This window comes from Amycolatopsis sp. NPDC000009, from assembly GCF_055563465.1.
On sequence record NZ_JBVHDI010000001.1, the window covers coordinates 1127451 to 1151776 of the forward strand.

The 24326-nt window shown below is 69.4% G+C and carries 22 protein-coding genes; 18 read left to right on the top strand and 4 right to left on the bottom strand.

Features of this window, described 5'->3' with window-relative positions; all coding sequences use genetic code 11:
* The first annotated feature begins 59 nt into the window (after positions 1-59).
* The 4 genes from ACZ3HL_RS05640 to ACZ3HL_RS05655 all read left to right on the top strand — a co-directional run bounded on the left by ACZ3HL_RS05640 (position 60) and on the right by ACZ3HL_RS05655 (position 4809).
* Positions 60-1247 (top strand): phosphotransferase, encoded by a 1188-nt coding sequence (locus ACZ3HL_RS05640; protein ID WP_457955972.1) that lies wholly within the window; start codon positions 60-62, stop codon positions 1245-1247.
* Between the two features lie 74 nt (positions 1248-1321).
* The gene (locus tag ACZ3HL_RS05645) at positions 1322-2170 is read left to right on the top strand and encodes an SGNH/GDSL hydrolase family protein (RefSeq protein ID WP_465528988.1); all 849 of its coding nucleotides are present in this window, start codon (positions 1322-1324) and stop codon (positions 2168-2170) included.
* A 43-nt stretch (positions 2171-2213) separates the two neighbouring features.
* A complete protein-coding gene (locus ACZ3HL_RS05650) occupies positions 2214-3581 on the top strand; it encodes a replication-associated recombination protein A (RefSeq protein WP_465528990.1) in 1368 nt (455 codons plus the stop codon).
* A gap of 262 nt (positions 3582-3843) precedes the next feature.
* Positions 3844-4809, top strand: a complete 966-nt coding sequence (locus ACZ3HL_RS05655) for a hypothetical protein (RefSeq protein ID WP_465528992.1) — start codon at positions 3844-3846, stop codon at positions 4807-4809.
* Between the two features lie 136 nt (positions 4810-4945).
* Here ACZ3HL_RS05655 and ACZ3HL_RS05660 read toward each other — a convergent pair whose 3' ends face one another.
* On the bottom strand, positions 4946-6199 hold the full coding sequence (locus ACZ3HL_RS05660; RefSeq protein ID WP_465528994.1) for an HNH endonuclease signature motif containing protein: 1254 nt from the start codon (positions 6197-6199) through the stop codon (positions 4946-4948).
* 416 nt (positions 6200-6615) lie between these two features.
* On the opposite strand from ACZ3HL_RS05660, the gene ACZ3HL_RS05665 reads away from it, so the two are divergent.
* From ACZ3HL_RS05665 to ACZ3HL_RS05715, 11 genes are all read left to right on the top strand, one after another.
* Positions 6616-8181, top strand: coding sequence for a purple acid phosphatase family protein (locus tag ACZ3HL_RS05665; protein WP_465528996.1), 1566 nt, complete (start codon positions 6616-6618; stop codon positions 8179-8181).
* A gap of 68 nt (positions 8182-8249) precedes the next feature.
* Positions 8250-9287 (top strand): BMP family ABC transporter substrate-binding protein, encoded by a 1038-nt coding sequence (locus ACZ3HL_RS05670; RefSeq protein WP_465528998.1) that lies wholly within the window; start codon positions 8250-8252, stop codon positions 9285-9287.
* On the top strand, positions 9268-10785 hold the full coding sequence (locus ACZ3HL_RS05675) for an ABC transporter ATP-binding protein (RefSeq protein ID WP_465529000.1): 1518 nt from the start codon (positions 9268-9270) through the stop codon (positions 10783-10785). The genes ACZ3HL_RS05670 and ACZ3HL_RS05675 overlap by 20 nt, the downstream gene beginning before the upstream one ends.
* The gene (locus ACZ3HL_RS05680) at positions 10782-11786 is read left to right on the top strand and encodes an ABC transporter permease (RefSeq protein WP_465529002.1); all 1005 of its coding nucleotides are present in this window, start codon (positions 10782-10784) and stop codon (positions 11784-11786) included. Before ACZ3HL_RS05675 ends, ACZ3HL_RS05680 begins: the two co-directional genes overlap by 4 nt.
* Entirely contained in the window at positions 11783-12640 is an 858-nt protein-coding gene (locus ACZ3HL_RS05685; RefSeq protein ID WP_465529004.1) for an ABC transporter permease, read from the top strand. Before ACZ3HL_RS05680 ends, ACZ3HL_RS05685 begins: the two co-directional genes overlap by 4 nt.
* On the top strand, positions 12637-13365 hold the full coding sequence (locus ACZ3HL_RS05690; RefSeq protein WP_465529006.1) for a nucleoside phosphorylase: 729 nt from the start codon (positions 12637-12639) through the stop codon (positions 13363-13365). Before ACZ3HL_RS05685 ends, ACZ3HL_RS05690 begins: the two co-directional genes overlap by 4 nt.
* Entirely contained in the window at positions 13362-14492 is a 1131-nt protein-coding gene (locus ACZ3HL_RS05695; protein ID WP_465412283.1) for an acyl-CoA dehydrogenase family protein, read from the top strand. The genes ACZ3HL_RS05690 and ACZ3HL_RS05695 overlap by 4 nt, the downstream gene beginning before the upstream one ends.
* Entirely contained in the window at positions 14492-15502 is a 1011-nt protein-coding gene (locus tag ACZ3HL_RS05700) for a translation initiation factor eIF-2B alpha/beta/delta subunit family protein (protein ID WP_465412517.1), read from the top strand. The genes ACZ3HL_RS05695 and ACZ3HL_RS05700 overlap by 1 nt, the downstream gene beginning before the upstream one ends.
* Positions 15499-16215 (top strand): acireductone synthase, encoded by a 717-nt coding sequence (gene mtnC / locus ACZ3HL_RS05705; RefSeq protein ID WP_465529008.1) that lies wholly within the window; start codon positions 15499-15501, stop codon positions 16213-16215. Before ACZ3HL_RS05700 ends, mtnC begins: the two co-directional genes overlap by 4 nt.
* Complete coding sequence (gene mtnB / locus ACZ3HL_RS05710; protein WP_465529010.1) at positions 16212-16853, top strand: methylthioribulose 1-phosphate dehydratase; 642 nt, start codon at positions 16212-16214, stop codon at positions 16851-16853. The genes mtnC and mtnB overlap by 4 nt, the downstream gene beginning before the upstream one ends.
* Positions 16850-17428, top strand: a complete 579-nt coding sequence (locus tag ACZ3HL_RS05715) for a 1,2-dihydroxy-3-keto-5-methylthiopentene dioxygenase (protein WP_465412286.1) — start codon at positions 16850-16852, stop codon at positions 17426-17428. Before mtnB ends, ACZ3HL_RS05715 begins: the two co-directional genes overlap by 4 nt.
* A gap of 83 nt (positions 17429-17511) precedes the next feature.
* On the opposite strand, the gene ACZ3HL_RS05720 is transcribed toward ACZ3HL_RS05715, so the two are convergent.
* The 3 genes from ACZ3HL_RS05720 to ACZ3HL_RS05730 form a co-directional block, all read right to left on the bottom strand.
* Positions 17512-19881, bottom strand: coding sequence for a chitinase C-terminal domain-containing protein (locus ACZ3HL_RS05720; protein WP_465529012.1), 2370 nt, complete (start codon positions 19879-19881; stop codon positions 17512-17514).
* Positions 19882-20059: 178 nt separating this feature from the next.
* Positions 20060-20707 (bottom strand): VOC family protein, encoded by a 648-nt coding sequence (locus ACZ3HL_RS05725; RefSeq protein ID WP_465529014.1) that lies wholly within the window; start codon positions 20705-20707, stop codon positions 20060-20062.
* Positions 20708-20801: 94 nt separating this feature from the next.
* On the bottom strand, positions 20802-22871 hold the full coding sequence (locus tag ACZ3HL_RS05730) for a phosphocholine-specific phospholipase C (RefSeq protein ID WP_465529016.1): 2070 nt from the start codon (positions 22869-22871) through the stop codon (positions 20802-20804).
* A 118-nt stretch (positions 22872-22989) separates the two neighbouring features.
* Between ACZ3HL_RS05730 and ACZ3HL_RS05735 the strand changes: the two genes are divergently transcribed.
* From ACZ3HL_RS05735 to ACZ3HL_RS05745, 3 genes are all read left to right on the top strand, one after another.
* The gene (locus ACZ3HL_RS05735) at positions 22990-23466 is read left to right on the top strand and encodes a hypothetical protein (RefSeq protein WP_465529018.1); all 477 of its coding nucleotides are present in this window, start codon (positions 22990-22992) and stop codon (positions 23464-23466) included.
* A 130-nt stretch (positions 23467-23596) separates the two neighbouring features.
* Positions 23597-23995 (top strand): DUF948 domain-containing protein, encoded by a 399-nt coding sequence (locus tag ACZ3HL_RS05740; RefSeq protein ID WP_007031187.1) that lies wholly within the window; start codon positions 23597-23599, stop codon positions 23993-23995.
* Positions 23992-24300, top strand: a complete 309-nt coding sequence (locus ACZ3HL_RS05745) for a hypothetical protein (RefSeq protein WP_016333063.1) — start codon at positions 23992-23994, stop codon at positions 24298-24300. Before ACZ3HL_RS05740 ends, ACZ3HL_RS05745 begins: the two co-directional genes overlap by 4 nt.
* The last annotated feature ends 26 nt before the right edge of the window (positions 24301-24326 follow it).

Below are 24326 nucleotides of genomic sequence, written 5' to 3' on the forward strand. Positions count from 1 at the left end.
GCGCGATTGCCCGGATCTCAGTGGTCATGGTTGCTCAGTCACGAGTAGGGTCGGTGGCAATGACAGTCGATACCTCCTCTGCCGACGATTCGACCGTCGGAGCTGGAGCCGAAACCCTCGCCATCGCGGCCGCGGTCGCCGCCGGCGAGTCGGTCCTTTCGCGCCGATTCGGCAGCGCGATCACCCTCGTCGCCCCCGAAGACCTCGCCGGCAGTGGCCCGGCGACGGTCGTGCGGGCGCGGGTGGCGTCGTCGCCGTTCGCGCTGCCGCGCACCCTGGTCATCAAGCACTACCCCGACCAACCCGAACCGGGACGGCCCGATCCGTTCGCGCAGGAGGCGGTCAGCTACCAGCTGTTCACCGCGCTCGCGCCGGAGGACCGCATGTGCCCGGAGCTGCTGGCCCACGACGGCCGGGACCGTGTCCTGGTGATCGAGGACCTCGGCGGTGTCCCGACGCTGCACGACAAGCTCCACGCGCGGGACGCGCGCGGCGCCGAACGCGCGTTGCTGTCCTGGGCCCGGTCGCTGGGCAGGCTGCACGCGAGCACGGCGAGCCGCGAGCCCGATTTCAACGCGCTGCTGCGCCGTTTGGGCGGCCCGGTCAAGAACGAGGACGCGCCACTGCCCGCGGTCTGCGCGCAACTGCCCGGTCTGCTGGAGGAACTGCTCGACGTCGAGACGCCGGAGCCGGTGCAGCGGCGGGTCATGGAGGTCGCCGAGCGGGCGGGTTCGCCGTCGTACCGCGCGTTCAGCCCCGTCGATCTCAGCCCGGACAACAACCTCGTGACCAGCGGGGGAGTGCGGTTCCTCGACTTCGAACGCGGCCGGGTGCGCAGCACCCTGATGGACGCGGCGTACCTGCGGCTCCCGTTCGCGTCGAGCGAGGACGCGCTGGCGCTGCCACCGGGGATGAGCGAGGCGATGATCGCGGCCTGGCGGGCCGAGGTCGTCTCGGTCTGGCCGGGGCTCGCGGACGAGGACGCGCTGGCCGAGCACCTGATGGACGGTCAGCTGCTCCTGCTGTGGGTCATCACCTGGGAGATACTCCCGGAGCTGGATCTCGACCGGCACGCCACGCCGATCAGCCGGGAGGCCGCGCTGGTGACCTGGTGGCGGGAACTGGCCAAACATTCGCTGCGCGCCCGCCTGACCCACATCTCCGAGCACGCGACCAGGGTCGCCGCGGCGCTCGGCGCGAGGCTGGGGCCGCACGCGGATCTCGCCTTCTATCCGGCGTTCCGGTAGCCGCGCACGGACTTTTCGCTCGACCGTCCTCGCCGCGTTACCCAGGCATCACCACGGGTGAGCCTGCGTGGCCGATGGTGGCTACCGTGACCGTGATCAGTGTCGAAGTCACCCCGAGTCCCGAACCTCTCCTTCCTCCCGCGCCCGCCGTCCCGCGGTCGGCGCGCAGACTGGTCGTGCTCGGCGATTCCACGGCCGTGGGCCTTGGCGACCCGCTGCCGGACCGAGGCGGCTGGCGCGGGGTCGGCCCGCTCGTCGCCGAGGCGCTGGGTGTCGAGCAGGACGGCTACCTGAACCCGTCGTTCACCGGCGCGCGCATGGGCTGTGTGCTGACGAAGCAGCTTCCCGCGGCCGTGGCGCACCGGCCGGACGTCGCACTGGTGGTGGCGGGCATGAACGACACGCTGCGCCCCGATTTCAGCGCCGAGCAGATCGCCGCGGACCTCACCGAGGTGATCCGAGCGCTGGCCGCCGTCGGCACCACCGTGGTCCCGGTGCGCTACCACGACCACGGCAAGGTGTTCCGCCTTCCGCAGTCGCTGCGGCGGGCGCTGAGCCAGCGGGTGGCCGAACTGAACGCCGCCATCGGCGGGGTCGTCGAACGCGAGGGCGTGCCGTGTCTCGACCTCGAACTGCTGCCCGGCGCCTACGACCTCACCGCGTGGAGCGTCGACCGGCTGCACCCGTCGGAGCTCGGGCATCGGATGCTGGCGACCGGGTTCACCGAACGGCTCGTCGAGGCCGGGTTCGCGGTGCCGCGGCCGGTCAGCCTGACCTGCTCGGGAGGCGTGGAGCCGAGTACCGCCGGGCACGTCGGCTGGCTGGTCCTCAAGGGCATCCCGTGGGTGTGGCGGCGCGGCCGCGAGTTCGTGCCGTACGCGGCCGTGATCATGTGGCACGCGTTCCGGGAGCGGCTGCGCTGACCTGTGGCCGGAACCGTCGGTGGGGGCGGCTACCGTCGACACCGTGGCACAGGACGAACTCTTCACCGTGAACCCCGACCTCGGGCCGCCGCCGGAGCCGGCCGAGCCGAGGGACGTCGCTGTACCCGCGGGCTCACCGCTGGCGGTGCGGATGCGGCCGCGTTCGCTCGACGAGGTCGTCGGCCAGCAGCACCTGCTGCGCGAGGGCGCGCCGCTGCGGCGGCTCGTCGAAGGCGCGGCTCCCGCTTCCGTGCTGCTCTACGGTCCGCCGGGCACGGGCAAGACCACGCTGGCGAACCTCGTCTCGGCCGCGACCGGCCGCCGCTTCGTGGCGATGTCGGCGCTCTCGGCCGGGGTCAAGGAGGTGCGCGGGGTCATCGAAGAAGCCCGCCGCCGCCGGAACTACAACGCCGAGAACACGGTGCTGTTCATCGACGAGGTCCACCGGTTCTCCAAGACCCAGCAGGACGCCCTGCTCGGCGCGGTGGAGGACCGGACGGTACTGCTGGTCGCCGCCACCACGGAGAACCCGTCGTTCTCCGTCGTCTCGCCGCTGCTCTCACGGTCGCTGGTGCTGCAATTGCGGCCGCTGACCGACGCCGACATCGTCGCGCTGATCGAGCGCGCGATGGCCGACGAACGGGGTCTCGGCGGCGAGCTAACCCTGACTGAAGACGCGCGGGACCATCTGGTGCGGCTGGCCTCCGGTGACGCGCGGCGCGCGCTCACCGCACTGGAAGCGGCCGCCGACGCGGCGAGCGCGACCGAGGCCAAGACGATCGACCTCGCCATCGTCGAGTCCACAGTGGACAAGGCGGCGGTGCGCTACGACCGAGATGGTGATCAGCACTACGACGTCATCAGCGCGTTCATCAAATCGATCCGAGGGTCCGATGTGGACGCCGCGCTGCACTATCTGGCGCGGATGATCGAGGCGGGGGAGGATCCGCGGTTCCTGGCGCGTCGCCTGGTGGTGCACGCGAGCGAGGACATCGGCATGGCCGACCCGACCGCGTTGCAGGCGGCCGTCGCGGCGGCGCACGCGGTGCAGTTCATCGGGATGCCGGAAGGCCGTCTCGCGCTGGCGCAGGCGACCGTGCACCTGGCGACGGCGCCGAAGTCGAACGCCGTCATCACCGGTATCGACGCCGCGCTCAGCGATGTCCGGTCCGGGCGGATCGGGACGGTTCCGCCGCATCTGCGGGACGGACATTACGCGGGGGCGGAGAAACTCGGCAACGCGAAGGGCTACCGGCATCCGCAAAAGGTGCCGGAAGGTGTTCTGGCGCAGCAGTATCCGCCGGACGAGCTGGTGGGGCGGGATTATTACGAGCCGACCCAGCGCGGGGCGGAGCGGACGTTGTACGAGCGAGTACCGAAGCTGCGGCGTACGGTCCGGGGTGAGCGATGATTTCGCATTCGGAGCAATGTCGGGATGATCGGTAACGTTCGACGATCATGAGGCTATATCCCTGGTGGCTGGGGGATGCCGGGTTGTCACGCTGGGTGGGGTCCCCCGTGCTCGACCACGACGGCGAGCAGAACTGAACCGACAACCTCAACCTATGACTTGTTCCGGATTTCGCGTTCTCGTCGCTGCTTCCGTCGCGGCTTTCGCCGTGGCGACCGCGGCCCCCGCTGTGGCGACCGCAGCTCCGGCCGGGCCTTCGATCGTGACACAGACGCCGGACGAGGTGCGTACCAACGCCGCCGCCGTCGTCGGGCTCACGGTCACCCCGGAACTGTTGCGGATCAACGAACGTGACTTCGTCTACGAGCTCTACCGGACCGCGAAGCAGCGTGGCGAGATCGCTCAGGAGGTCCAGTTCGCCGCGCTCGACGCCTACAACGGCGGATGGACCTCGTTGTTCCTCAAGACCGGGATCTACGAGGCGCATCAGCGGGACCTGGACCGGGAAGCGGTCTACCAGGTCCGGCGTGCGGAGCGGCAGCCCGCCGCCGCGCTGCTCGGGTTCGAGCTGACCTCGATCCTGCTGGCCAAGGACGACGGGAACTTCGTCTTCGCGTTGTGGGAGCGGGCCGCCAAGGGTTCGTTCGTGAAGGCGGGCGCGGCTGCCGCTTTCAGCGCAACGCCGGCGGAGCAGAAGGACTTCATCGTCCGCGGCATCTTCGTCGAGCACCAGCGTGACGTGGACGCGGCGAAGGAAGCGGCGGAGAAGGAAGCCGCGGAAAAGAAGCTCCGCGACGCACGGGTGAAAGCAGCCGCCGTCGTCGGCATGGATCCGGCGCTGGCCGCGCAGCTGACGGACGAGTACTTCGTCCAGCACATCTGGACCCGCGACCTGGCGCCTGAGGATTCCGAGGTCTGGTACCAGGCGTTCCACAGCCGGACGCCGGAGCAGTGGCGAGCCTTCATCGACACCGGCATCTTCGAGGCCGCGGCCAAGGACAAGGTGGACGCCATCAAGGTCCGCGCCGCCGCCGTCGTCGGTATCGAGGCCCGATACGCCAGGTACCTTCAGGAAGGTCCGTTGGTTCGCGAAATCTGGACCCGGGCGCGGTCCGGCAGCCAGGTCCAGGCGGCCGCCTATCGGGCCCTGCAAAGCGAATCTGCCGCCCAGTGGCGCGTCTTCCTGGAAACGGAGATCTTCGTCGCCGAGGCGGCGGACCGGCCCTGAGGATCCTCGCTGGTCCGGGGTCTCGGTATTGGGGTGTGGATTTTGGGAGGTCAGATGTCCCGGAATCCACATGGTCACCGACTGCGGGCATGGCGAGGGGCCCGTCGCCGGTGTGGCTGGCGGGCTCCTCGGGGGTTCAGCGGTGGTGCAGGGTGTTGCGGCGGGGTTGTCGGAGCGGATCTCGGTACTGGGGTGGGATGAACTCCGGTAACCCGTCGGCGGCCATCCGTACTGCCCAATCACCGTGATGGATCAACCGGTGATGAAAACCGCACAGCAGCACCAGATTCCGAAGATCCGTCGGTCCGCCGTCCACCCAGTGCTCGATATGGTGGGCGTGACAATTCTTCGGCTTCCGATCACATCCAGGGAACGCGCAGCCACCGTCGCGGATGTTCAACGCCCGGCGTTGCCCTGGGGTGACGAACCGTCTCAGCCGTCCCATATCCAGCGGTTCACCCGAGGCGCTCATCACGATCGGGAGCATCAGGCAGTCGCAGGCCGCTAGCCGAGCTTCGCGGGCGGTCATCGTCCCGACGAAATCCAGGCACGCGGTCCCGAGACCGGATTTGAGTTCCTCAAGGCCGATGGTGACATGAACAAGCGTGCGGTAGCCGCTCGTGCCCGGTTGATCCGGGCAGGCGATCGCCAGATCGAGCAGATCGACCCAGGCGTCGCCCATGCGTTCGCACTTCATCCGCAGATCCGCTTGCCCGAACTCGTCCACCGGCCGCGGCTGCGCATGAGCCTCCAACGCCGCCGCCGTGCGAGCCCCGGTCTCATCGTCCAAAAGGCCGGTCAGCTTCCAGAAGCCGTCCTTGCGGCGCTCCAACGTGATTTCCCGGCGTGGTTCCTTGGGTTCGGGTTCCTTGGGTTCGTTGCCGTCGGGGTCGAGCCAGCCCAGGAGGTTCGCCTCGGCCTCGACGAGTTGGTGAGGACCGGCGTTAGGGGCGAGATCGGCGAGGATCTTCTCCGCGGTGGCGCGGTCTTCGGTGGAGGTGTCGGCGGGAAGGTTCTTCAAGATCTCCAGGATCTGATCGATCCGCTCGTCCCCCACCAGTCCCTGAGCGGCGACAGCGGCGGTGGCGGGAGCGACCGGTGGAACCTCGGTACCGTCCAGGGCGCGGGTGGGGTTCAAGGCGAGGGCACGGTTCACCACCGCACGCGCCTCACCCACCGATAGCCCCGCCATATCGGCGAACCACTTATCCGTACGGCCATACCCGTACAAGTCTTTGGGGCCCCGATTCTCGATCTCCGCCAAAAACTGCCCCAACCCGGCAGTCGCTATCCGAATCACCCGCAAGGACTGCTGCACACCATGCGCAAGCTCCAGCTTGCCAGCACGCCACAGTTCTTGCGGCAACTCGGGGAGAAAGGTCTCGGACACGTCTCCAGAATACCAGGATTCGTCGAACAAGTGTTCGTAATTTTAAGCAACCAGTGAAACGCGCCGACAACACTGAAGGGTGACTAAGCCTCGTTTGGAGATCACGCAATGAAGGCGTGCCGCAATTAGTCGGCTAAATGCGCTCGGTCTCGGGCCGAAGTCTCGTCAGGTGATCGACGGGCCGGTCGGACCCGGCTGTTGTCGCTGCCTGTGAAGCCGCTGCGACCATGGCGCCGACTCTCGTCAAGGCCGCGCAAAGAAAGCGTGCCGCAATCAGTCGGCTAAATGCGGCGCGGTCGAGCGACGAAAAGGTAAAGGAAGGTTGGGAATTCCTTGAGTCCATCCTGGACGGTTCGACCACTCCCGTTCGTCTCACCGTCGCGAGCCGAACACATTCGTCGGCGAACATCCCGCGTATGGAAATCCCGAGGGTCGGTGTTCCCGACGCGCTGGCTTCGCACCTGTCGATGGCCGAACAACACGAGTACCTGAGCCGCCGCACGGTGCTCAAGGGGACCCTCGCGGCCGGGCCGCTTCTCTTGCAGGGCACCGCGTACGCCGACGGCGACAAGGTCGTCCCGGCCGGGCGCCATCTCGCGTTCGGCCGGAATCCGCGGACGTCGATGCGGGTCGCTTGGCAGGTGCCGGCACCGGTGCGGAAGCCGTTCCTGCGGATCGCCGACGGCCACGGCGGCTGGAGTCACCGCATCCCGGCCGAGGTCCGCGCGCTGCACTCCGAGGTCGCCGGGGTCATCGCGCCGTACGACCAGTACTACCTGCACGCCGAGGCCGACCGCCTCTGGCCCGGCCACACCTACCGTTACGCCGTCGGGCACGAGGGTTTCGACCCGGCTTCGGGGGATGGCGGGCCCGCCGCGATCTCGACCTTCACCACCGCGCCCGCGCGGGGGATCCCGGCGGGCAAGTTCACTTTCACCGCGTTCGGCGACCAGGGTGTCTCGACGACGGCGCTCGCGCAGGACGGTGCCGTCGCGCGGCAGAACCCGCGCTTCCATCTACTGGCGGGCGACATCGCCTACGCCGACCCGAGCGGCGCGGGCAAGCCGCCCGGGTCCAAGCCCGACGCCGGCCATGATCTCTTCGACCCCAAGGTCTGGGACGCCTACTACCGGCAGATCGAGGGCGTCGCGGCGTCGGTGCCGTGGATGGTCACCACCGGCAACCACGACATGGAGGCCCTCTATTCGCCCGACGGCTACGGCGGCCAGGTCAAGCGTTGGGACTTCCCCGGCGGCGGCCCGCACGACTGCCCCAGCGTCTACTCCTTCATCTACGGCAACGTCGGGGTGATCTCGCTCGACGCCAACGACGTCTCCTACGAGATCCCCGCCAACCTCGGCTACTCGCACGGCTCCCAGACCGCGTGGCTCAAGCGCCGCCTGCGGTATCTGCGCTCGCAGCCGGACGTCGATTTCATCGTGGTGTTCTTCCACCACTGCGCCTACTCGACGACCGATCAGCACGCCTCCGAGGGTGGCGTCCGCGAGCAGTGGGTGCCGCTGTTCGACGAGTACCGCGTTGACCTCGTGATCAACGGGCACAACCACATCTACGAGCGCACCGACGCCCTGCGCGGCGGTGAGGTGACCCGTGAGGTGAAGATCGGCGACACCGTCGAGCCGGAACAAGACGGCACCGTGTACGCGACCTGTGGTGGCGGCGGGAAGAGTCTCTACAGCTTCCCGGTGCCCGACACGTTCGCGGGGGAGTTCCAGTCGTACCACTGGGTCAAGGGTGGTGAGAAGGTGACGGAGACCGTGTCCTGGTCACGGGTGCGCTACACCGGCTACTCGTTCCTCGCGATCGACGTCGAGCCCGCCTGGCCCGGCCGCCGGACGACGCTGACCGTGCGGACCCTGCGCAACGATGGTGCCGAGATCGACCGCTTCACCCTGCGCCGCACCGCCGGGCTCCCTCGGTCGCGACACGCTGTCCTCGGCGCCGACCCGGGCGACGTATAACGACCTACACGGTTCCGCATGGTGGGAATCGGTGTCATATCGTGGACCGGCGACATACAGTCCGGGACATGTCGCCGAGAACCCTCCTGCGGGCCGTCATGGCCGTTTCCGCCGTCACGCTCCTCGCCGCGTGCAACGCCTCGGCCAAGGATCCGGCCGCCCGGAACGCCGCGGGGCCGGCGCTGGTCCTGATCACGCCGAGCCCGGTCGGGGTCAACGACTTCCTCAAACTCGCCGTCGAGGGCATCGAGGATTCGGCCAAGAAGCACAACGGGACGCAGAAGGTGTACCAGAGCACCGATCCGGCGTCGATCCAGCAGAACCTCGCGGCCGCGGTGCGCGAGAAGCCCGCCGTGATCGTCGCCGTCGGCTTCAACTTCGCCGACGCGATCGCGGCCGAGGCCGAGCGCAACCCCGAGCAGAAGTTCCTGTTCGTGGACTCCTGCACCACCAAACCGTTCCCGAACGTCACCTGCGCGACGTTCCGTGAGCACGAGGGCAGCTACCTCGCGGGCGCCGAAGCCGGGCTGCTGAGCAAGAGCGGCAAGGTCGGCGCGGTCGTCGTGCTCGACGCGCCCCAGTTCCGCCGGTACTCGATCCCGTTCGGGCAGGGCGCCGAGAAGGCCAAGCCGGGCACCACGCTCGCCCCGCTGTTCATCGGCGGAGCGAACCCGTTCAACGATCCGGCCCGCGCGAAGGCGCTGGCCGGCACGCTCGCCGGTCAGGGCGTCGACCACGTCATGGGCGCGGCCTCCGCGGCGGGCAACCTCGGCGTGTTCGAGGCGGCGAAACAGGGCGGGTTCTTCGCGTTCGGGGTCGACGCCAATCAGTGCCCGGCCAGTCCCGGACAGGTCGTGGACAACGTCATCAAGCGCACCAACGTCGTCGTCGGCGACGGGGTCGACGCGATCCTCGCTGGCAAGGCCGGCGAGACGAAGTCCTACGGCCTCAAGGAGAAGGGTATTTCCCTGACCGGGCTGGAGCCGGACGCCGCGACTTCGCAGTGCGTCGTCTCGGGCCACCCCGACGTGCTGGCCAAGGTCGGCGAACTGCGGGACCAGATCATCTCGGGCGCGATCGTCGTCGATGACCCCGCCAAATCCTGACGCCGTCTCGCTCCGGGGGATCGTCAAGCGGTTCCCCGGAGTACTCGCGAACGACCACGTGGATCTCGACGTCGGCCGAGGTGAGATCCACGCCCTGATGGGTGAGAACGGCGCGGGCAAATCGACGCTCATGTCCGTGCTCTACGGTCTGCACCGGCCCGACGAGGGCACGATCTCGTTGCACGGCAAGGAAGTCTCCTTCGGCTCGCCCGCGCAGGCGATCGATGCCGGTGTCGGCATGGTGCAGCAGGGTTTCGCGCTGTTCGGCGAGCTCACCGTCACCGAGAACGTCGTGTTCGGCAGCGAACCGACCCGCCGCGGCCTGCTGGACCGCAAGGCGGCGACGGCCCGCGTCACCGAACTGATCGAACGGCACGAACTGCGGCTGCGGCCCGGCGACCGCGTCCGTGACCTGCCGGTCGGGCTCCGGCAGCGCGTCGAGATCCTCAAACTGCTGTACCGCGAGGCCGGCGTGCTGATCCTCGACGAACCCACCGCCGTGCTGACCCCGTCCGAGACCGAGCGGTTGTTCGGCGTACTGCGCGCCCTCGCGGCCGAGAATCGCACGATTCTGCTGGTGTCGCACAAACTGCAGGAGGTCCTCGCCGTCAGCGACCACGTCACGGTGCTGCGGGACGGCCGGGTCAGCGCGCGCGGGCGCACCGCGGAGCAGACGGCCGCCGGGCTCGCCGCGGCGATGACCGGACGCGAGGTCGACCTCGGCCGGGTCCACCCGGCCGGGAGGCCCGGTGACGGCGTCCTCGAAGCCCGTTCCCTGACAGTTCCCGGTATGGAAGGAAAACCGTTGCTGGACAACGTGTCCTTGACCGTTCGCGCCGGGGAGATCGTCGGCGTCGCCGGTGTGGCGGGCAACGGACAGGCGGAGCTTTGCGCCGCCATCACCGGACTGTTGAAGACCAGCGGCAGCATCGTCCTCAAAGGACAGAGGCTCGACGGTCTGTCGGTCCGCGCACGCAGGGACGCCGGGCTCGCCCATGTCCCGGAAGACCGCGCCGAGGTCGGCTCCGCGCCCACGGCGAGCCTCCGGGAGAATCTGGCCGTCGGCTTCCACCGCAAGCGACCGTTGGCGCGCAAGGGATTCCTGCGCCGCAAGGCGATCGACGACCACGCATCGGCGATCATCGAGGACTACGACGTCCGCGCGTCCGGCCCCGCCGCCGCGATGGGCACGTTGTCCGGCGGCAACCAGCAGAAGGCGATCTTCGGCCGGGAACTCACCCACGACGCACCCTTCCTGCTGGTCGAACAGCCCACGCGTGGGGTCGACGTCGGCGCGATCGAGAACATCCACGCGAGGCTCGTCGCCCATCGCGACGCCGGGCACGCCGTCCTGCTGATCTCCGCCGAGCTCAGCGAGATCCTCGCGTTGTCCGACCGGGTGCTGGTGCTGTTCGAGGGCCGGATCGTCGCGGAGTTCATCAAGGACGAGGCCGATCAGCACACGATCGGCCTCGCGATGGCCGGTGGTGCCGGATGACCCGCGTCCGCCTTGTCGCCGTCCCGGTCGCCGCCGCGCTCGTGCTCGGCGCGATCCTGTTGCTGGCCACCGGAACCGATCCGCTGGCCGCGTACGGCGCGATCGTCTCCGGCGCGTTCGGCCCCGACGGCATCGGCGACACCCTCGCCTACGCCGTCCCCGTCGCGGGGATGGCGACCGCGCTGGCGATCCCGCTGCGCGCGGGCATGGTGAACCTCGGCGGTGAGGGGCAGCTGGTGCTCGGCGCGGTCAGCGCGCTCGCCGTCGGCCTGTACGTGCCCGGTCCCGGGCCGGTCAAGGTGATCCTCGCGCTGCTCGCCGGCATCGTCGCCGGAGCCGCGTACGCCGCGCTGGCCGCGGTCTGCGAGAACCGCCTCGGTGTCCCGTTGCTGATCAGCACGCTGCTGTTGAGCTATCCGGCGATGTCGCTCGCCGGGTATCTGGTGCGTTTCCCGATGAAGGACGCCGGCTCCAGCCTCCCGCAGAGCCCGCAATTGGCCGAAGGCGCGAGGCTGCCCGAAATCGACGGCGTGACGACCGGGATCTTCCTGGTGGTGGCGGTGATCGCGGTCTACACGGTCATCGACGCCCGCACTCCCGCCGGTTTCGAGACCAAGGTGACCGGCTGGGCCCCGCGGTTCGCCGCCTACGCCGGCATCGACCGGCCGAAACTCACCCTCCGGCTCCTGGCCGCCTCGGGCGGGACGGCCGGGCTGGTCGGCGCGATCGCCGTCCTCGGCTTCCCGTACCGGTTCATCGACGGCGCGCTGATCACGCCGCAGTACACCTGGATCGGCCTGCTCGCGGCGCTGCTCGCCGGGGCCAGCCCGCTCGGGACGCTGCTCGCGGCGGTCTTCTTCGCGGCGCTGACCAGCGGCGGATTCGCGATGGAACGCGCCACCCAGGTGCCGCGAGAACTGACCGCCGTCCTGCAAGCTGTGCTCATCATCTTCCTGGCGGCGGCTTCGGGCGTCTTCAAGCGGAAGGCGAGGCGGGCATGATCGACGCGAGCCTGTTCTCCTCGGCGCTCACCGCGTTGACGCCGATCCTGTTCGCCGCGCTCGCGGGCGCGCTGTGTCAGCGGGCCGGGGTCTTCAACATCTCGCTCGAAGGTTCGCTTTTGGTCGGCTGCTTCGGCGCGGTCGCGGGCAGTTGGTACACCGGCAGCGCCTGGATCGGCGTCGTCGTGGCGGTGTTCGCGGCGACGGCGTACTCGCTGATCCTCGCGATCGGCTCGATCACCTTCGACGGCGACCCGATCGTCCTGGGCGTCGCGAGCAACCTGCTCGCGGTCGGCCTGACGAGCTTCCTCATCCGCACCGTCTTCGGCACCGAAGGCTCCTTCAGCGACCCGTCGCTGCAAGGGCTGGGCCAGTTCGGCCCGATCCCGGGGCAATCGTTGCTGGTCTACCTGTCGTGGCTGGCCGTGCCCGCGCTCGCGGTGCTGCTGTACCGGCATCCGTGGGGGCTGCGGCTGCGCGGCGTCGGAGAGCGTCCGGAAGCCGCGTCCAGCCTCGGCGTCAACGTGACCAAGTACCGCTACGGGGTGATCCTGGCCGGGGGAGCGCTGTGCGGTCTCGGCGGCGCGCAGCTGGCACTGGGCTCGGTGACGCTCTTCGCCGAGAACATGACCGCGGGCCGCGGCTGGATCGCCGTCGTCGCGGTCATGCTGGGCCGCGCGCATCCGCTCGGGGTGCTGCTCGCGGCGCTGCTGTTCGGCCTCGCCGAGGCGTTCGGTTTCCGGCTCCAGGGCATCGGGTTGCCGCAGCAGGCCACCGACGCCGCTCCCTATGTCGTCACGCTCGTGGCGCTGTTCCTGTCCAATCTCAAGCGCAAGAAGGGACAGCCCGCGTGAGCGACGTCCTGCCCATCACCAAGATCCCCCGGCACGGGCTGCCACCGCGCGCCCTCGTCGTCGGCGACCCGGACCGCGCCACCGCGGTGGCCGGATCGCTGACCGACGCCGTCCTCGTCGGGCAGAACCGCGAGTACCGCAGTTACACCGGCACCTGGAAGGGCATCCCGGTCGTCGTGTCGTCGCACGGTGTCGGCGGGCCCGGCGCGCTGTGCCAGTTCGGCGAGCTGGCCGAGGCGGGCGTCGGCACGTTCCTCCGGCTCGGCACCGCCGGTTCGCTGGCCGACGGCATCACCGACGGCGACCTCGTCATCGCCGAGGCGGCGGTCCGCGACGACGGCGTCACCCAGCAGCTCATCCATCCGGAGTACCCGGCGTTCGCCACTCCGGAGCTCGTCGTGGCGTTGAGCCGCCAGGCACCGGAAGCGCACCGGGGCGTGGTGTGGACGCGGGCCGCGTTCAGCCCGCTGGTGCTCACCCTCCCGATGACCGAGTACCTCGCCGCGCGGGTGATCGCCATTGAGATGGAACTCTCCACGTTGCTGGTGTTCGCGGCATTGCGTGGCCTTCGGGCCGGTGGTGTGCTCGTGATCGACGGCGACGCGCGGCCCGAGCACCCCGACCCGTCGGCCTACGACCCGCATCGCGACGTCGTGGCCGAAGGGGTGGCGAGGGCGACCCGCGTGGCGCTGGACGCGCTCATCGACGTGGAAGGGGCGGAATGACCGAAGTGTGGCGAAAAGCGGCGCTCGAACTGGCGAGCACCCTGGCGGCGGACGCGGCCGAGCGGGACCTCACCGGAGATCTCCCGGTCCGTGAGGTCGGCCTGCTGCGCGAGTCCGGGCTGCTGCCGTTGCTCGACACCTCGGGCTGGGCGGCCGCGAACGAGGCCACCCGGATCGTCTCCGCCGCGGACGCGTCGGTCGGCCATCTGCTCGGTTACCACTACCTGCAGCTGTGGCGCACCGGCCTGTTCGGGCCGCGCGCGGCGAGCGAAGCGGGCTGGTTCTGGGCCGGCGTGAGCAATCCGCTCGACGCCGCCCTGCTCCTGACCCCGGCCGACGGCGGGTTCACCGTCGAGGGCACCAAGACCTTCGCCACCGGCGCGGCCGTCGCCGACCGCTTGGTCGTCAGCGCGACGAGAACCGACAACGGCGAGAAGCTGACCTTCGTCGTCGACGCGCGGGCCGACGGGATCACCTTCCCCGGTGAGTGGGACAACATCGGCCAGCGGCTCACCGCGAGCGGTGCGGTGCGGTTCGAGGACGTCCGCGTCGCCAAGGACGACGTGCTCGGCGCCCAGCCGGAGGACCAGTCCGATTCGAAGGTGCCCCGCATCTCCCTGGCGGCGATCGGCTTCCAGCTCATGCTCGCGCAGGTCTACGTCGGCCTCGCGTTCGGCGCGCTCGACGCCGCGGCCGTCTACACGCGGGAGTCCGCGCGGCCCTGGACACTGTCCGATGTGGACAAAGCGGCCCAGGACCCCTACATCCTCGCCGGATACGGCGAGCTGGTCGCGACGGCACGGGCGGCCGGTTTCGCCGTGGACGCGGCGGTTTCCGCGCTCGGCGAGGCGGACGAACGCGGCTTCGACCTGACCCCGGCCGAGCGTGCCGAAGCGGCGATCGCCATCTCGTCGGCGAAGATCGTGGCGAGCCGGGCCGCGGTCGAGACCACGAGCAAGGTCTTCGAGTTCACCGGCGCGCGGGCCACCGCGACGAAGTACGGCTTCGACCGCTTCTGGCGCAACGCCCGCACGCTGACCTTGCACGACCCCGTGACGTACAAGGCGCGCGAGGTCGGCGACCACTTCCTCAACGGGATCCCGCCGTGCCTTTCGGGGTACAGCTGATGACGCCGCCGATCCTCGCCGAAAGCGTCCACCTCGACGACGAAGGCGTGCACATCCTCGACCGCCGGGTCTTCCCGTTCAAGCGCGAGTGGGTGCTCTGCCGGACTTCGGAAGAGGTCGCGGTGGCCATCGAAGAGATGGTCACGCAGTCTTCCGGGCCGTATTTCGCCGCGTTGGGCGCAATGGTGCTCGCCGCGCGCGAGGCGTCCGGCCTCGCGGACCCGCGGGCGTATCTGGAGCGGGCGGGGGAGCGGATCGTCGCGACCCGCGAGACCAACAACCACCTGCGCAAGGCCGTCGCCGTCGTACTGTCCGAAGTGGACAAGTCGGCGGACGATCTCGTCGAGGCCGCGACGGCCGGGGCACGGGTGGGTGACGAGTTGTATCGGTCGCGCAGCCGTGCGCTCGGTGAGCACGCGGCCGCGCTGGTGCCGGGCGGGGCGACCGTGCTGACGCATTGCTGGGCCGACCTGTACCTGGTCGAATTCGTGCTCGCCGCGCGGCGGCAGGGCAAGGAGTTCTCCTTCCTGTGCACGGAAACCCGGCCGTATCTGCAGGGTGCGCGGCTGACCGCCGAGACCCTCGCCGAGATGGGCGCCGACACCCGGCTGATCACCGACGGGATGGGCGCCGCGGTGCTGTCCTCCGGCGAGGTCGGCGCGCTGGTGACGGCGGCCGACCGGGTCACCATGGACGGCCACGTCGTCAACAAGATCGGCACCCTGGGGCTCGCGGTGGCGGCGGAGGCGTTCGGCGTGCCGTTCCTCGCGATGGTCCAGGCGCCCGACCAGGCCACGCCGACCGGCGCCGACGTGCCGATCGAATACCGCGACGGCGACGAGGTGCTGAGCGCGCTCGGCCACCGCGTCGCGAGCGAACGCGTCCGTGGGCACTATCCGGCCTTCGACGTGACGCCACCGCGGTTCGTGACCGCGGTGGTGACCGACCGCGGGGCCTTCGGGCCCGGACGGCTCCGCGAGTACTACGCAGAAGGGGAAGCGAACCAGTGACCGCAACGCTGAACGCCCGATGGGTGGTCCTCGACATCGAGGGCACGCTGACCGCCACCAGCTACGTGCACGTGACCCTCTACGACTACGCGCGCCCGCGGCTGGGCCCGTGGATCGACGAGCACGCGGAAGACCCCGAAGTCGCCCGCGCCGTCGCCGAGATCAAGGAACTCGGCGGGCTCGCGGCGGACGCGTCCACAGTGGACGTCGTGCGGGTGCTGCACGGCTGGATGGACGCGGATCAGAAGATCGCGCCGCTGAAGACGTTGCAGGGGCTCATCTGGCAGCGCGGGTACGCCGAGGGTGACCTCACGACGGAGTTCTTCGGCGACGTCGCTCCGGCGCTGCGGTCGTGGCACGAGTCCGGGCTGCGGCTCGCGGTGTTCTCCTCCGGTTCGGCCGCCGGGCAGATCGCGTCGTTCTCGCGGACCACCGACGGCGACGTCACCGGCCTGTTCGAGAAGCATTTCGACACCGTCAACGCCGGGCCGAAACGTGAGGCGCCGTCCTACCGCGCGATCGCCACCGCCCTGGACGCCGAGCCGGGTGACATCGTGTTCTTCTCCGACGTCCCGGCCGAACTCGACGGGGCCGCCGCCGACGGCTGGCAGACCGTCGGCCTCGCCCGGGAGGGTGAACCTTTCGGCGACGCCGATTTCGGGGCGCACCGGACCATCCGGACGTTCGACGAGGTCAAGGTCGTTCCTCAGTGACGACGCCGAGCGTGCTGGAACTGGCCGGAAGCGCGCTGGCCGAGGAGTCCGCCCGGTTCGCCGGGCTGGGCTGGATGCGGGGCACGTCCGGCAACCTCTCGGTGGTGCTCGGGCGTGATCCGCTGCGGGTCGCGGTCACCGTCAGCGGCCGGGACAAAGGCGAGCTGACCAGCGACGACGTCGTGGTGGTCGGGGAGGACGGGCTGGCCGTCGCCGACCAGCCGCATCCCGACAAGGTGCCGTCGGCCGAGTCCGGACTGCACGCCCGGATCGCGGCGGTGTCGGGCGCGGGCGCGGTGATCCACGTGCACGCCCTCGCGCCGGTGGTGGCCGCCGAGCACTGGCCGGACGGCGTCGAACTGCGGGACCTGGAGATGCTCAAGGGCTTCGGCCGCGCCGCGCACGACGACCTGGTGACCATCCCGGTGATCGCCAACGGCCAGGACATGCGCGTCCTCGGCGACGCCTTCGAGGCGGGGTTCCGGGCCGACACGCCGGCGGTGATCGTCGCGCGGCACGGGATCTACGTCTGGGGTGATGACCTGCGCCACGCGCGCCATCGCCTGGAATGTTTGGAGTGGTTGCTCCGGTTCCGGGTAGAGACAAGACTTGTCGGTGGAGAAAGGGGAGTGCGATGACCCTGCTGACCGTGTGGCCGGACGACCGGCCCGGCGAGATCGCGCTCAGGACCGAGGACCCGGCCGTGATCACCGGGGAACTGGGGCGGCTCGGCGTCCGGTTCGAGCGGTGGGACCTCGTCCCGGATCTGCCGCGCGAAGTGACGCCCGAGCAGGTGCTGGCCGCCTACGAGGAGCCGATCGGCAAGGTCTCGGCGGCCGAGGGCTACACGTTCGTGGACGCCGTCCGCATGACCCCGTCGGACGAGCCCGGCTGGGCGGCCGAGGCCGCCGAAGCGCGGCAGAAGTTCCTCGCCGAGCACACCCACGACGATGACGAAGACCGCTTCTTCGCGCGCGGGTCCGGCGTGTTCTACCTGCACGTCGGGGGGAAGGTGTACGCGGTGCTGTGCGAGGCGGGGGACCTGCTGAGCGTGCCCGCGAACACCACGCACTGGTTCGACATGGGGACGCGGCCCGACTATGTGTCCATCCGGTTCTTCCACGACGACGGCGGGTGGGTCGGCAACTTCACCGGCGCGACCCTGGCGGGGGACTTCCCGGGGTACGACGAGTTGACGGCCGGGCGGTACTGAAGGCTTTGGGCCTCGTGAGTGGTAAGGACGGTTAGAACCGTCCTTACCACTCACGAGGCCCTTCAGCGCGCTGCCGGGCTCGGTCAGGCGGGGGACCAGAGGGCAGGCACGTTCGGCGGCTCCCAGCCGGGCAGCGACCGGTGGCCCTGACGGCACACGTAGGCCGCGCCGTTGTGGGTCACGCGAGTACCGGTGGCGTAGTCGACGTTCGGCTTCCAGGCATCGGACGGCACCGACGTGGTCGTCGTCGGACTGGTGGTGGTCGTCGGACTGGTCGTGGTGGTGGTCGACGTCCCGGTGGTCGTGGTGGGCGTGGTCGTCGTCGGCGGGGCACCGCCGCCACGCGGGTGATCCGACGCGATCGCGTACGTCGTCCCGCCGAAGGTGAACGTGAAGTTCGACGGCGACGCGATCGGCATGTAGTAGTTCAGCCGGATCTCGACGGTGGCGCCCGGGGCGATGTTCTGCCAGGTCGGCACGGTCACCGCGACATGCTGGAAGTCTCCCTTCATCCCGCCGACGTTGGGCCCGCTGTGGCCCTTGCTCGTGACCGTCAGGCCGAAGCCGGACTGGTCGGACATGCTGCCGGGCGCGCTCGTGCCGTAGTCGAACTCGATCTTCGTCCCACCCGGGATGGTGGTGGCCGAATTGTTGGTGATGCGCATCCGCGGGGTGATCGGGTAGTTCGCGTCGCCCAGCGCGAAACCGGTCAGGTTGACGTTCGCGTTCAGCACCGACGACGGAGCGGGACGCGGCGACTTGGCGTTGCCGTACGGGGCGGCTCCGCGCAGGCCGTCGTTGATCTTCGTGATCAGCGTGTCGCCCATGAAGTATTGGCCCTTGGCTTCGTCGAAGGCGTAGTCGCCGGCCAGCTCCCAGATCATGATGCCGCCGATGCCCTTGTCGGCCACGTACTTGGCCTTCGTGGCGAGCGACGCTTCGTCCTCAGTGGACAGGAACACCTTCTTGTCGTTGTTCCACAGCCACGGCGTCACCATCGTGTTGTCGTAATACCGGTTGTAGGAGCCGGAGATCCGGTCCGACGGGTCGGTCTTCGGGGTCAGCCCGTACGCCTCCAGGTAGTCCGGGGTGATCTCGTTCTCGAGGTTCTTCGCGTGCCACATCGGGTTCGCGCCCGCGGGGACCTCGCCGCCCGCCAGGCCGAGGTCGTGCCAGAGGTTGTCGATGCCGATCGCGCCGTTGCCGCACGGCACCGTCGAGCCGACGTGTGACCCGGTGCCCGGTGGACACTGTTTCTGATCCGGTAGCGGAGCCTTGCCCCACAACCCGTTCGTCCCGCCGGACACGCCTTGCCAGCCGCGGGTGTAGAACCCGACGCCGACGTTGATCCGGCCGGCCTGCATGGCGCCGCGGAAGTAGTGATAGGCCCAGTCGGTGTTGAGATAGCCCTGCCCGTCGTACTGCGGTGTCGTGTACACCTGCCAGTGCGCGAGTTCCGCGTCGTTGCCGGAGTCGTAGAGCGCGGCGTTCGGCCCGACGAACTGGTTCCACGCGCCGTGCAGGTCGTAGCTCATCATGTTGGCGTAGTCGAGATACCGCGTGACGCCGTAGACCTCCTGGCCGCGCAGCAACCAGCCGGACGCGGGTACGGCGGCGGTCAGCAGGTAGTGCTTGCCGTCGGCGGAACCCGCCCGGTCGAGCTTCTCGCGCAGCGTGCGCATCAGGTTCTCGTAACCCGCCCAGAGGGTGCCCCGGTTGGCCTGCGCGATCCAGTAGTCGTCCGGGTTTCCGGCGTAGTTCGCCGAGGTCGCGTACTCGTAGTCGATGTCCGCGCCGTTGAAACCGTAGGTGCGCAGGAATTCCACGACGGAATCCGCGAAGACGTCGATACCCGCCTGGGTCTGCGTCATCTTGTAGAACCCGCCGGAGGCGTTGCGGGTGCCGTCGGGGTTCAGGAAGCCGCCGGTCTCGGCCCAGCCGCCGATCGAGATCAGCGACTTCACGTTCGGGTGCTGCTTCTTGTACTTGGTCAGCAGGTTGAAATGTCCCTTGTAGGGCAACGACGGATCCATTTCGGCGCCGGGCACGCCCGGCCATTCCATGCCGATGGACTCGTTGGTCGCGCTCGGCGCGCCGACCGAGACCTTGTTCTGCGCGTCCACATGCGCGAACGCGTAGTTGAGGTGGGTGACCTTCGACCACGGGATGTTGTTGACCAGATAGGCCGGTGCGCCGTTCTTCCCGGTGCGCCAGCTGGTGAAGTAGCCGATCACGCGGCGGGAATGCCCTTCTCCCAGGGATTCGCGGCCCGCGGTGTCGTAGACGGTGCAGTACGGGGTGTCGACGCCGGGTGTCCGGTACAGCCCGTCCGGACGGCAGTCCTCATGGCCCGCCGCGCTCGACGGGGACGGGGTGACGACGACGATCATGAGTCCGGCCAGCGTGACGAGCGACGCCAGCAGGGGGAGTAGTTTCCTGGTTCTCCTTGGCACGCCGAACCTCCGACACTGGAAGATGGCCCTCGGTCCCAGCAGCTTGAGCCGCTGACCTGCCGCGCGTCAATAGGTGTAGACCAATTTCCATCCGGTGCCGTACGGCGGAGCGTACCTGTGGTTCGTCAGGTCCGGCTTCGGTGGCGGTGGCCATACTCCCGGCCACATCCCGTGTGTGTTATGCCCGTACCACGAAGGAAAACTCGTTCCCGTCGGGATCCGCCATCTCCGCGGGCCCCTTCCGGGTGGCGCCGAGCGCGACCAGCCGCTCGATTTCGGAAAGCGGGCCGGTCAGGACGAAACGCAACCGGTTGGGCCCGGTTTTCGGGGTGAAGGGCGGGCCGCCCCAGGTGATCTTCGGGCCGCCGTGCGGCGAGCGGATCGCCGTCTCCTGGTCCTGGTCCCACACCAGCGGCCAGCCGAGCGCCTCGCTCCAGAAGTGGCCGACCTCTTGCGAACCGTCGCACGCGACGGCGCCGACGAAACCACAGTCGGCGAGGAAGTCGTTGCCCGGCCCGATGACGCAGAACTCGTTGCCCTCGGGGTCGGCGAGCACCACGTGCTTCTCCTCGGGGCGCTGGCCGACGTCGATATGCCGTCCGCCGAGTTCGAGCGCCCTGGCGACCGTCCGCCGCTGGTCTTCGAGAGACTCGCTCGTCAGGTCGAAATGCATCTGGTTCTGGCGGGTCTTCGGCTCTTCGGAGGGCACGAAACCGAGCCGGAAACCGGTGTCGTCGATTTCCCGGCCGAGCAGTCCGGACCAGAAGCGTTCGAGGGCGTGCGGATCGTGCGCGGCGACGCGGAGCGCGTGCAGGGTGGCGGCCATAAGCGACGTTAAGAACAGCGGCGACCGGCACGCAACCCGATTAGAGCTCGTGAGTGGTAAGGACGGTTCTAACCGTCCTTACCACTCACGAGGTTTAGCGAGTCCGCCCGTTCTCCACCCGCGCGGTCAGCGTCCGCAGGAACGACGGATCCCCGTCCGCGGTGACCTTCACGTCGTACCAGCCGCCCGAAACCGGCCAGTCCACCGTGACCGAACGCCCGGCCCCGACCCGCACCACGCGCGTGAACCGCGAAGACGACAGCCGCAGCGTCAGCGCCGACGTGCCCGAGTTGGACAGCTTGAACTCGACACCCGAGCGCCACGTGAGGAACCGCGTCCGGACATCGACACCCGCGGCGGCCCCGCGACGGTTTCCGCGAAACTCCCACCACGACCGGTTCGGCCCCTGGACGACGACGCGGTATTCGTCACCGGCCGGCCGGACGAGTTCCGGCACCTCGCCGCGGACGTCGCGATGCGCGGGCTCGGCGAATTCGCCCTTGTACGGGTACAGCGCGAAATGCGCGGACGACGAGCCGCTGTTGGCCAGCGAAAGCGCCAGGTTCCCCGCCTTGTCCACCGCGCCGGACACCGACACCTGATACGGCAGCGGACGGGACGGCCGGTTGCCGGGTTCGGCCACGGGCAGGCTCTGCTCCGCCGGCGCGGACGGCCGCCAGCGGCTGATCGGCGCGGGCACCGGGCCCGGCCGGGTCACACGCGGCTGACGTCCGGCGCGCGAGAAGTCGAAGGCGCCGGTGAGGTCGCCCGCGACGGTCCGCCGCCATTCGCTGATGTTGGGCTCGGCGATCCCGGTCCAGCGTTCGAGGAACCGCAGCACCGACGTGTGGTCGTACACGGTGGAGTCGACGTTGCCGCCGATCGACCACGGCGAGACGATCGTCATCGGTACGCGCGGCCCGAAGCCGAGCGGCTGGCCGTTGAAGTGGTCCGCGTCGTTGGCCGCGTTCCCGGGCGGCATCGGCGGCGGGACGTGGTCGAAGTAGCCGTCGTTCTCGTCGAAATTGATCAGCAGCACCGTTTTCGACCACGTCTCGCGGTCGGACGCCAGCGCGTCGAGCACGCGGTAGATCAGGTTCGCGCTGCCGACCGGAGTGGACGCGCCGGGATGCTCGGAGTCCTTCGCGGACGGCACCAGCCAGCTGACCGCGGGCAGGCGCCGAGCCTGGATGTCCGCCTTGAGCCGGGTCACCAGCGTCTCGGGCTCGCTGCGGTACATGGCCTTCTTGAACAGGTTCCGCTCGGCGGGCGTCAGTTTCGCGACCCCGGCGTCGAACTGCGCCAGCAGCTTGGTGCGCTCTTCGGGGGTCTTCTTGAGCAGGGTGTCGTAGAACTCTTCGGTGGTGCGGAACCTTCCCTCGACCGAAGCGAGGATCTTCGTGCCGACCTTCTTGAACGGCACGAAGTACTCGACCGCGTTGTCGGTGAAGTTGTCCCACTCCTGGTAGATCTGCCACGGCACCCCGGCGGCTTCGAGACGCTCCGGGTACGTCGTCCAGTCGTAGCCCTTGTGGTCGTAGGAGTACGCCGCGTTCGTGACCGCGCGGTTCGTCGTGCTGCCCGGTTCGAACCCGGTGGTCCCGGTCCACAGGAAGTTCCGGTTCGGGTTGGTGGAGCCGAAGATCGAGCAGTGGTAGGCGTCACAGATGGTGAACGTGTCCGCGAGTTCGTACTGGAGCGCGATGTCGCGGCGCTCGTAGTAGGTCATGGTGGCCGGCGTCTTCGCCGCGATCCAGCCGTTGTTCCAGCCGCGCGCCCATGCCTTGCCGCTGCCGTTCCAGCTGTGGTCGAGGTCGCCGAGGTACTGGATCTCGTCCGGTTTCCGCCCGGCGAGTTCGGCCGCCTTGCGCACCGAGAACGGCAGCACCGTGCCGCCGGCCGGATTCGGCTGCTCGAACACCGACGTCCCCGACGGCAGTTCGAGCGGACGGGGGTCGGAGAAGCCCCGGACACCGCGCAGGCTGCCGTAGTAGTGATCGAACGACCGGTTCTCCTGCATCAGCACGATCACGTGCTCGATGGCGTCGAGTCCGCCCCGGCGCATGGGTTCGGCCATGGCGGCGTGCACGGAGGGCGGGAGGAGAGTGGTGGCGGCCGCGGCGCCGGTGGCGCCCAGCAACATGCGGCGTGACAGTTCAGGCATGCCGGAACCTTGACCCAGTAACATGAACGTCACAAGAACCGAACAGGTCGACTCGGCGTCCGTAGCCCGAGGGCCGTGGTTCCCGGGCAGCACGACGAAACGACGGCGGGGAGGCCTCGTGAGACCGATGTTCGCCGACCCCAATGGCCGTCGTCGCGTCTTCGTCCGCCGGGTCGCGATCAGCGCCGGCGCCGCCGCCTCTTACGGGGTTCTCCTCCTCGTCGCGTTCTCCGGCGTGCCGGATCTGCCCAGCGCGCTGGAGCCCCGGCCGTTCCCCACGCCCCAGCCGCCCGTGACGGCGCCGCCCACCGCGACACCGCCCACGACGACGCCATCCACCACGACGCCGGCCGGGCCATCTCGTTCGGCTTCGCCGCCGGAATCGCAGGAAGCGCCCGAGCCGGTTCACGAGACTCCCCGCACGAGCGCCGGGCCGCCTCCGGCCGGGACCACGGCATCGCCCGCCACGCCTGAGACGCCTGAGACGCGGGCACCCGACACCTCCTCGCGGCCGGACAACGACCGGCGCAACAGCCGCGCGCCCGAAGACCCGCCCAAGCACGCGAAGACCACGCCGCCCAAGAGCGGGCGCTGACCTCCGATTCCCGCCCGCCGGTCGTGAGGTCACTGCGCTGAGTGACCGTTCGGCGGGGTGACACCGCTGAACGGGCGCCTGCGCGGTAACCTCACGGGCACCAAAGACCGCAGACCCTTGAGGAGGGCCCGTGTCGGCAGGGCAGATCGCCGCGCTGATCGCCGCAGGAGCATTCGTCGTACTCGTCGTGCTGCTGGCGATCGTGCTGTTCAAGCTCGGCCGGACCCTGGACGAGGCCACGATCGCCATCCGCAAGGCGCACGAGAACACCGACCCGCTGCTGATCGGCGCGAACGAGACGATCACGCACGTCAACACGCAGCTGGAGCGGGTCGACGGCATCACCGCCAACGCGCAGGCCGTGTCCGGCAACGTGTCCGCGCTGTCGTCGGTGTTCACCGCGACGCTCGGCGGGCCGCTGGTGAAGACGGCCGCGCTGTCCTACGGCCTGAGCAAGGCCATCAAGGCGCGCCGGAAGAAAGCGGAAGCGAAAGCCTCTCGTCCGGCGAAGAAGCGGGGCCGCAAATGAAGCGCCTGTTCTGGCTCGGCGTCGGCGTGGTCGCCGGCGTCGCCCTGTCACGCAAAGCGACGGAAACCGCTCGCCAGGCCACTCCCGCGGGGTTAGCCTCGAACCTGGGCGACGCCGTGCGCGAACTCGCGGGCGCCGTCGGTTCGTTCGGCGCGGAGGTCCGCGCCGGGATGAGCGAACGGGAACAGGAGTTGCACGACATGGTGTCCGAACGGACCGGCTTGAGCACGGCCCCCGTGACCGAGGGCAGGCACGCGGCGTCGTCGCGGCGCCCGGTCCGGCGAGCTCGCCGGGCGGAGGGCTGATCCGGCCGCGTCCGGAAGCCCAGCCC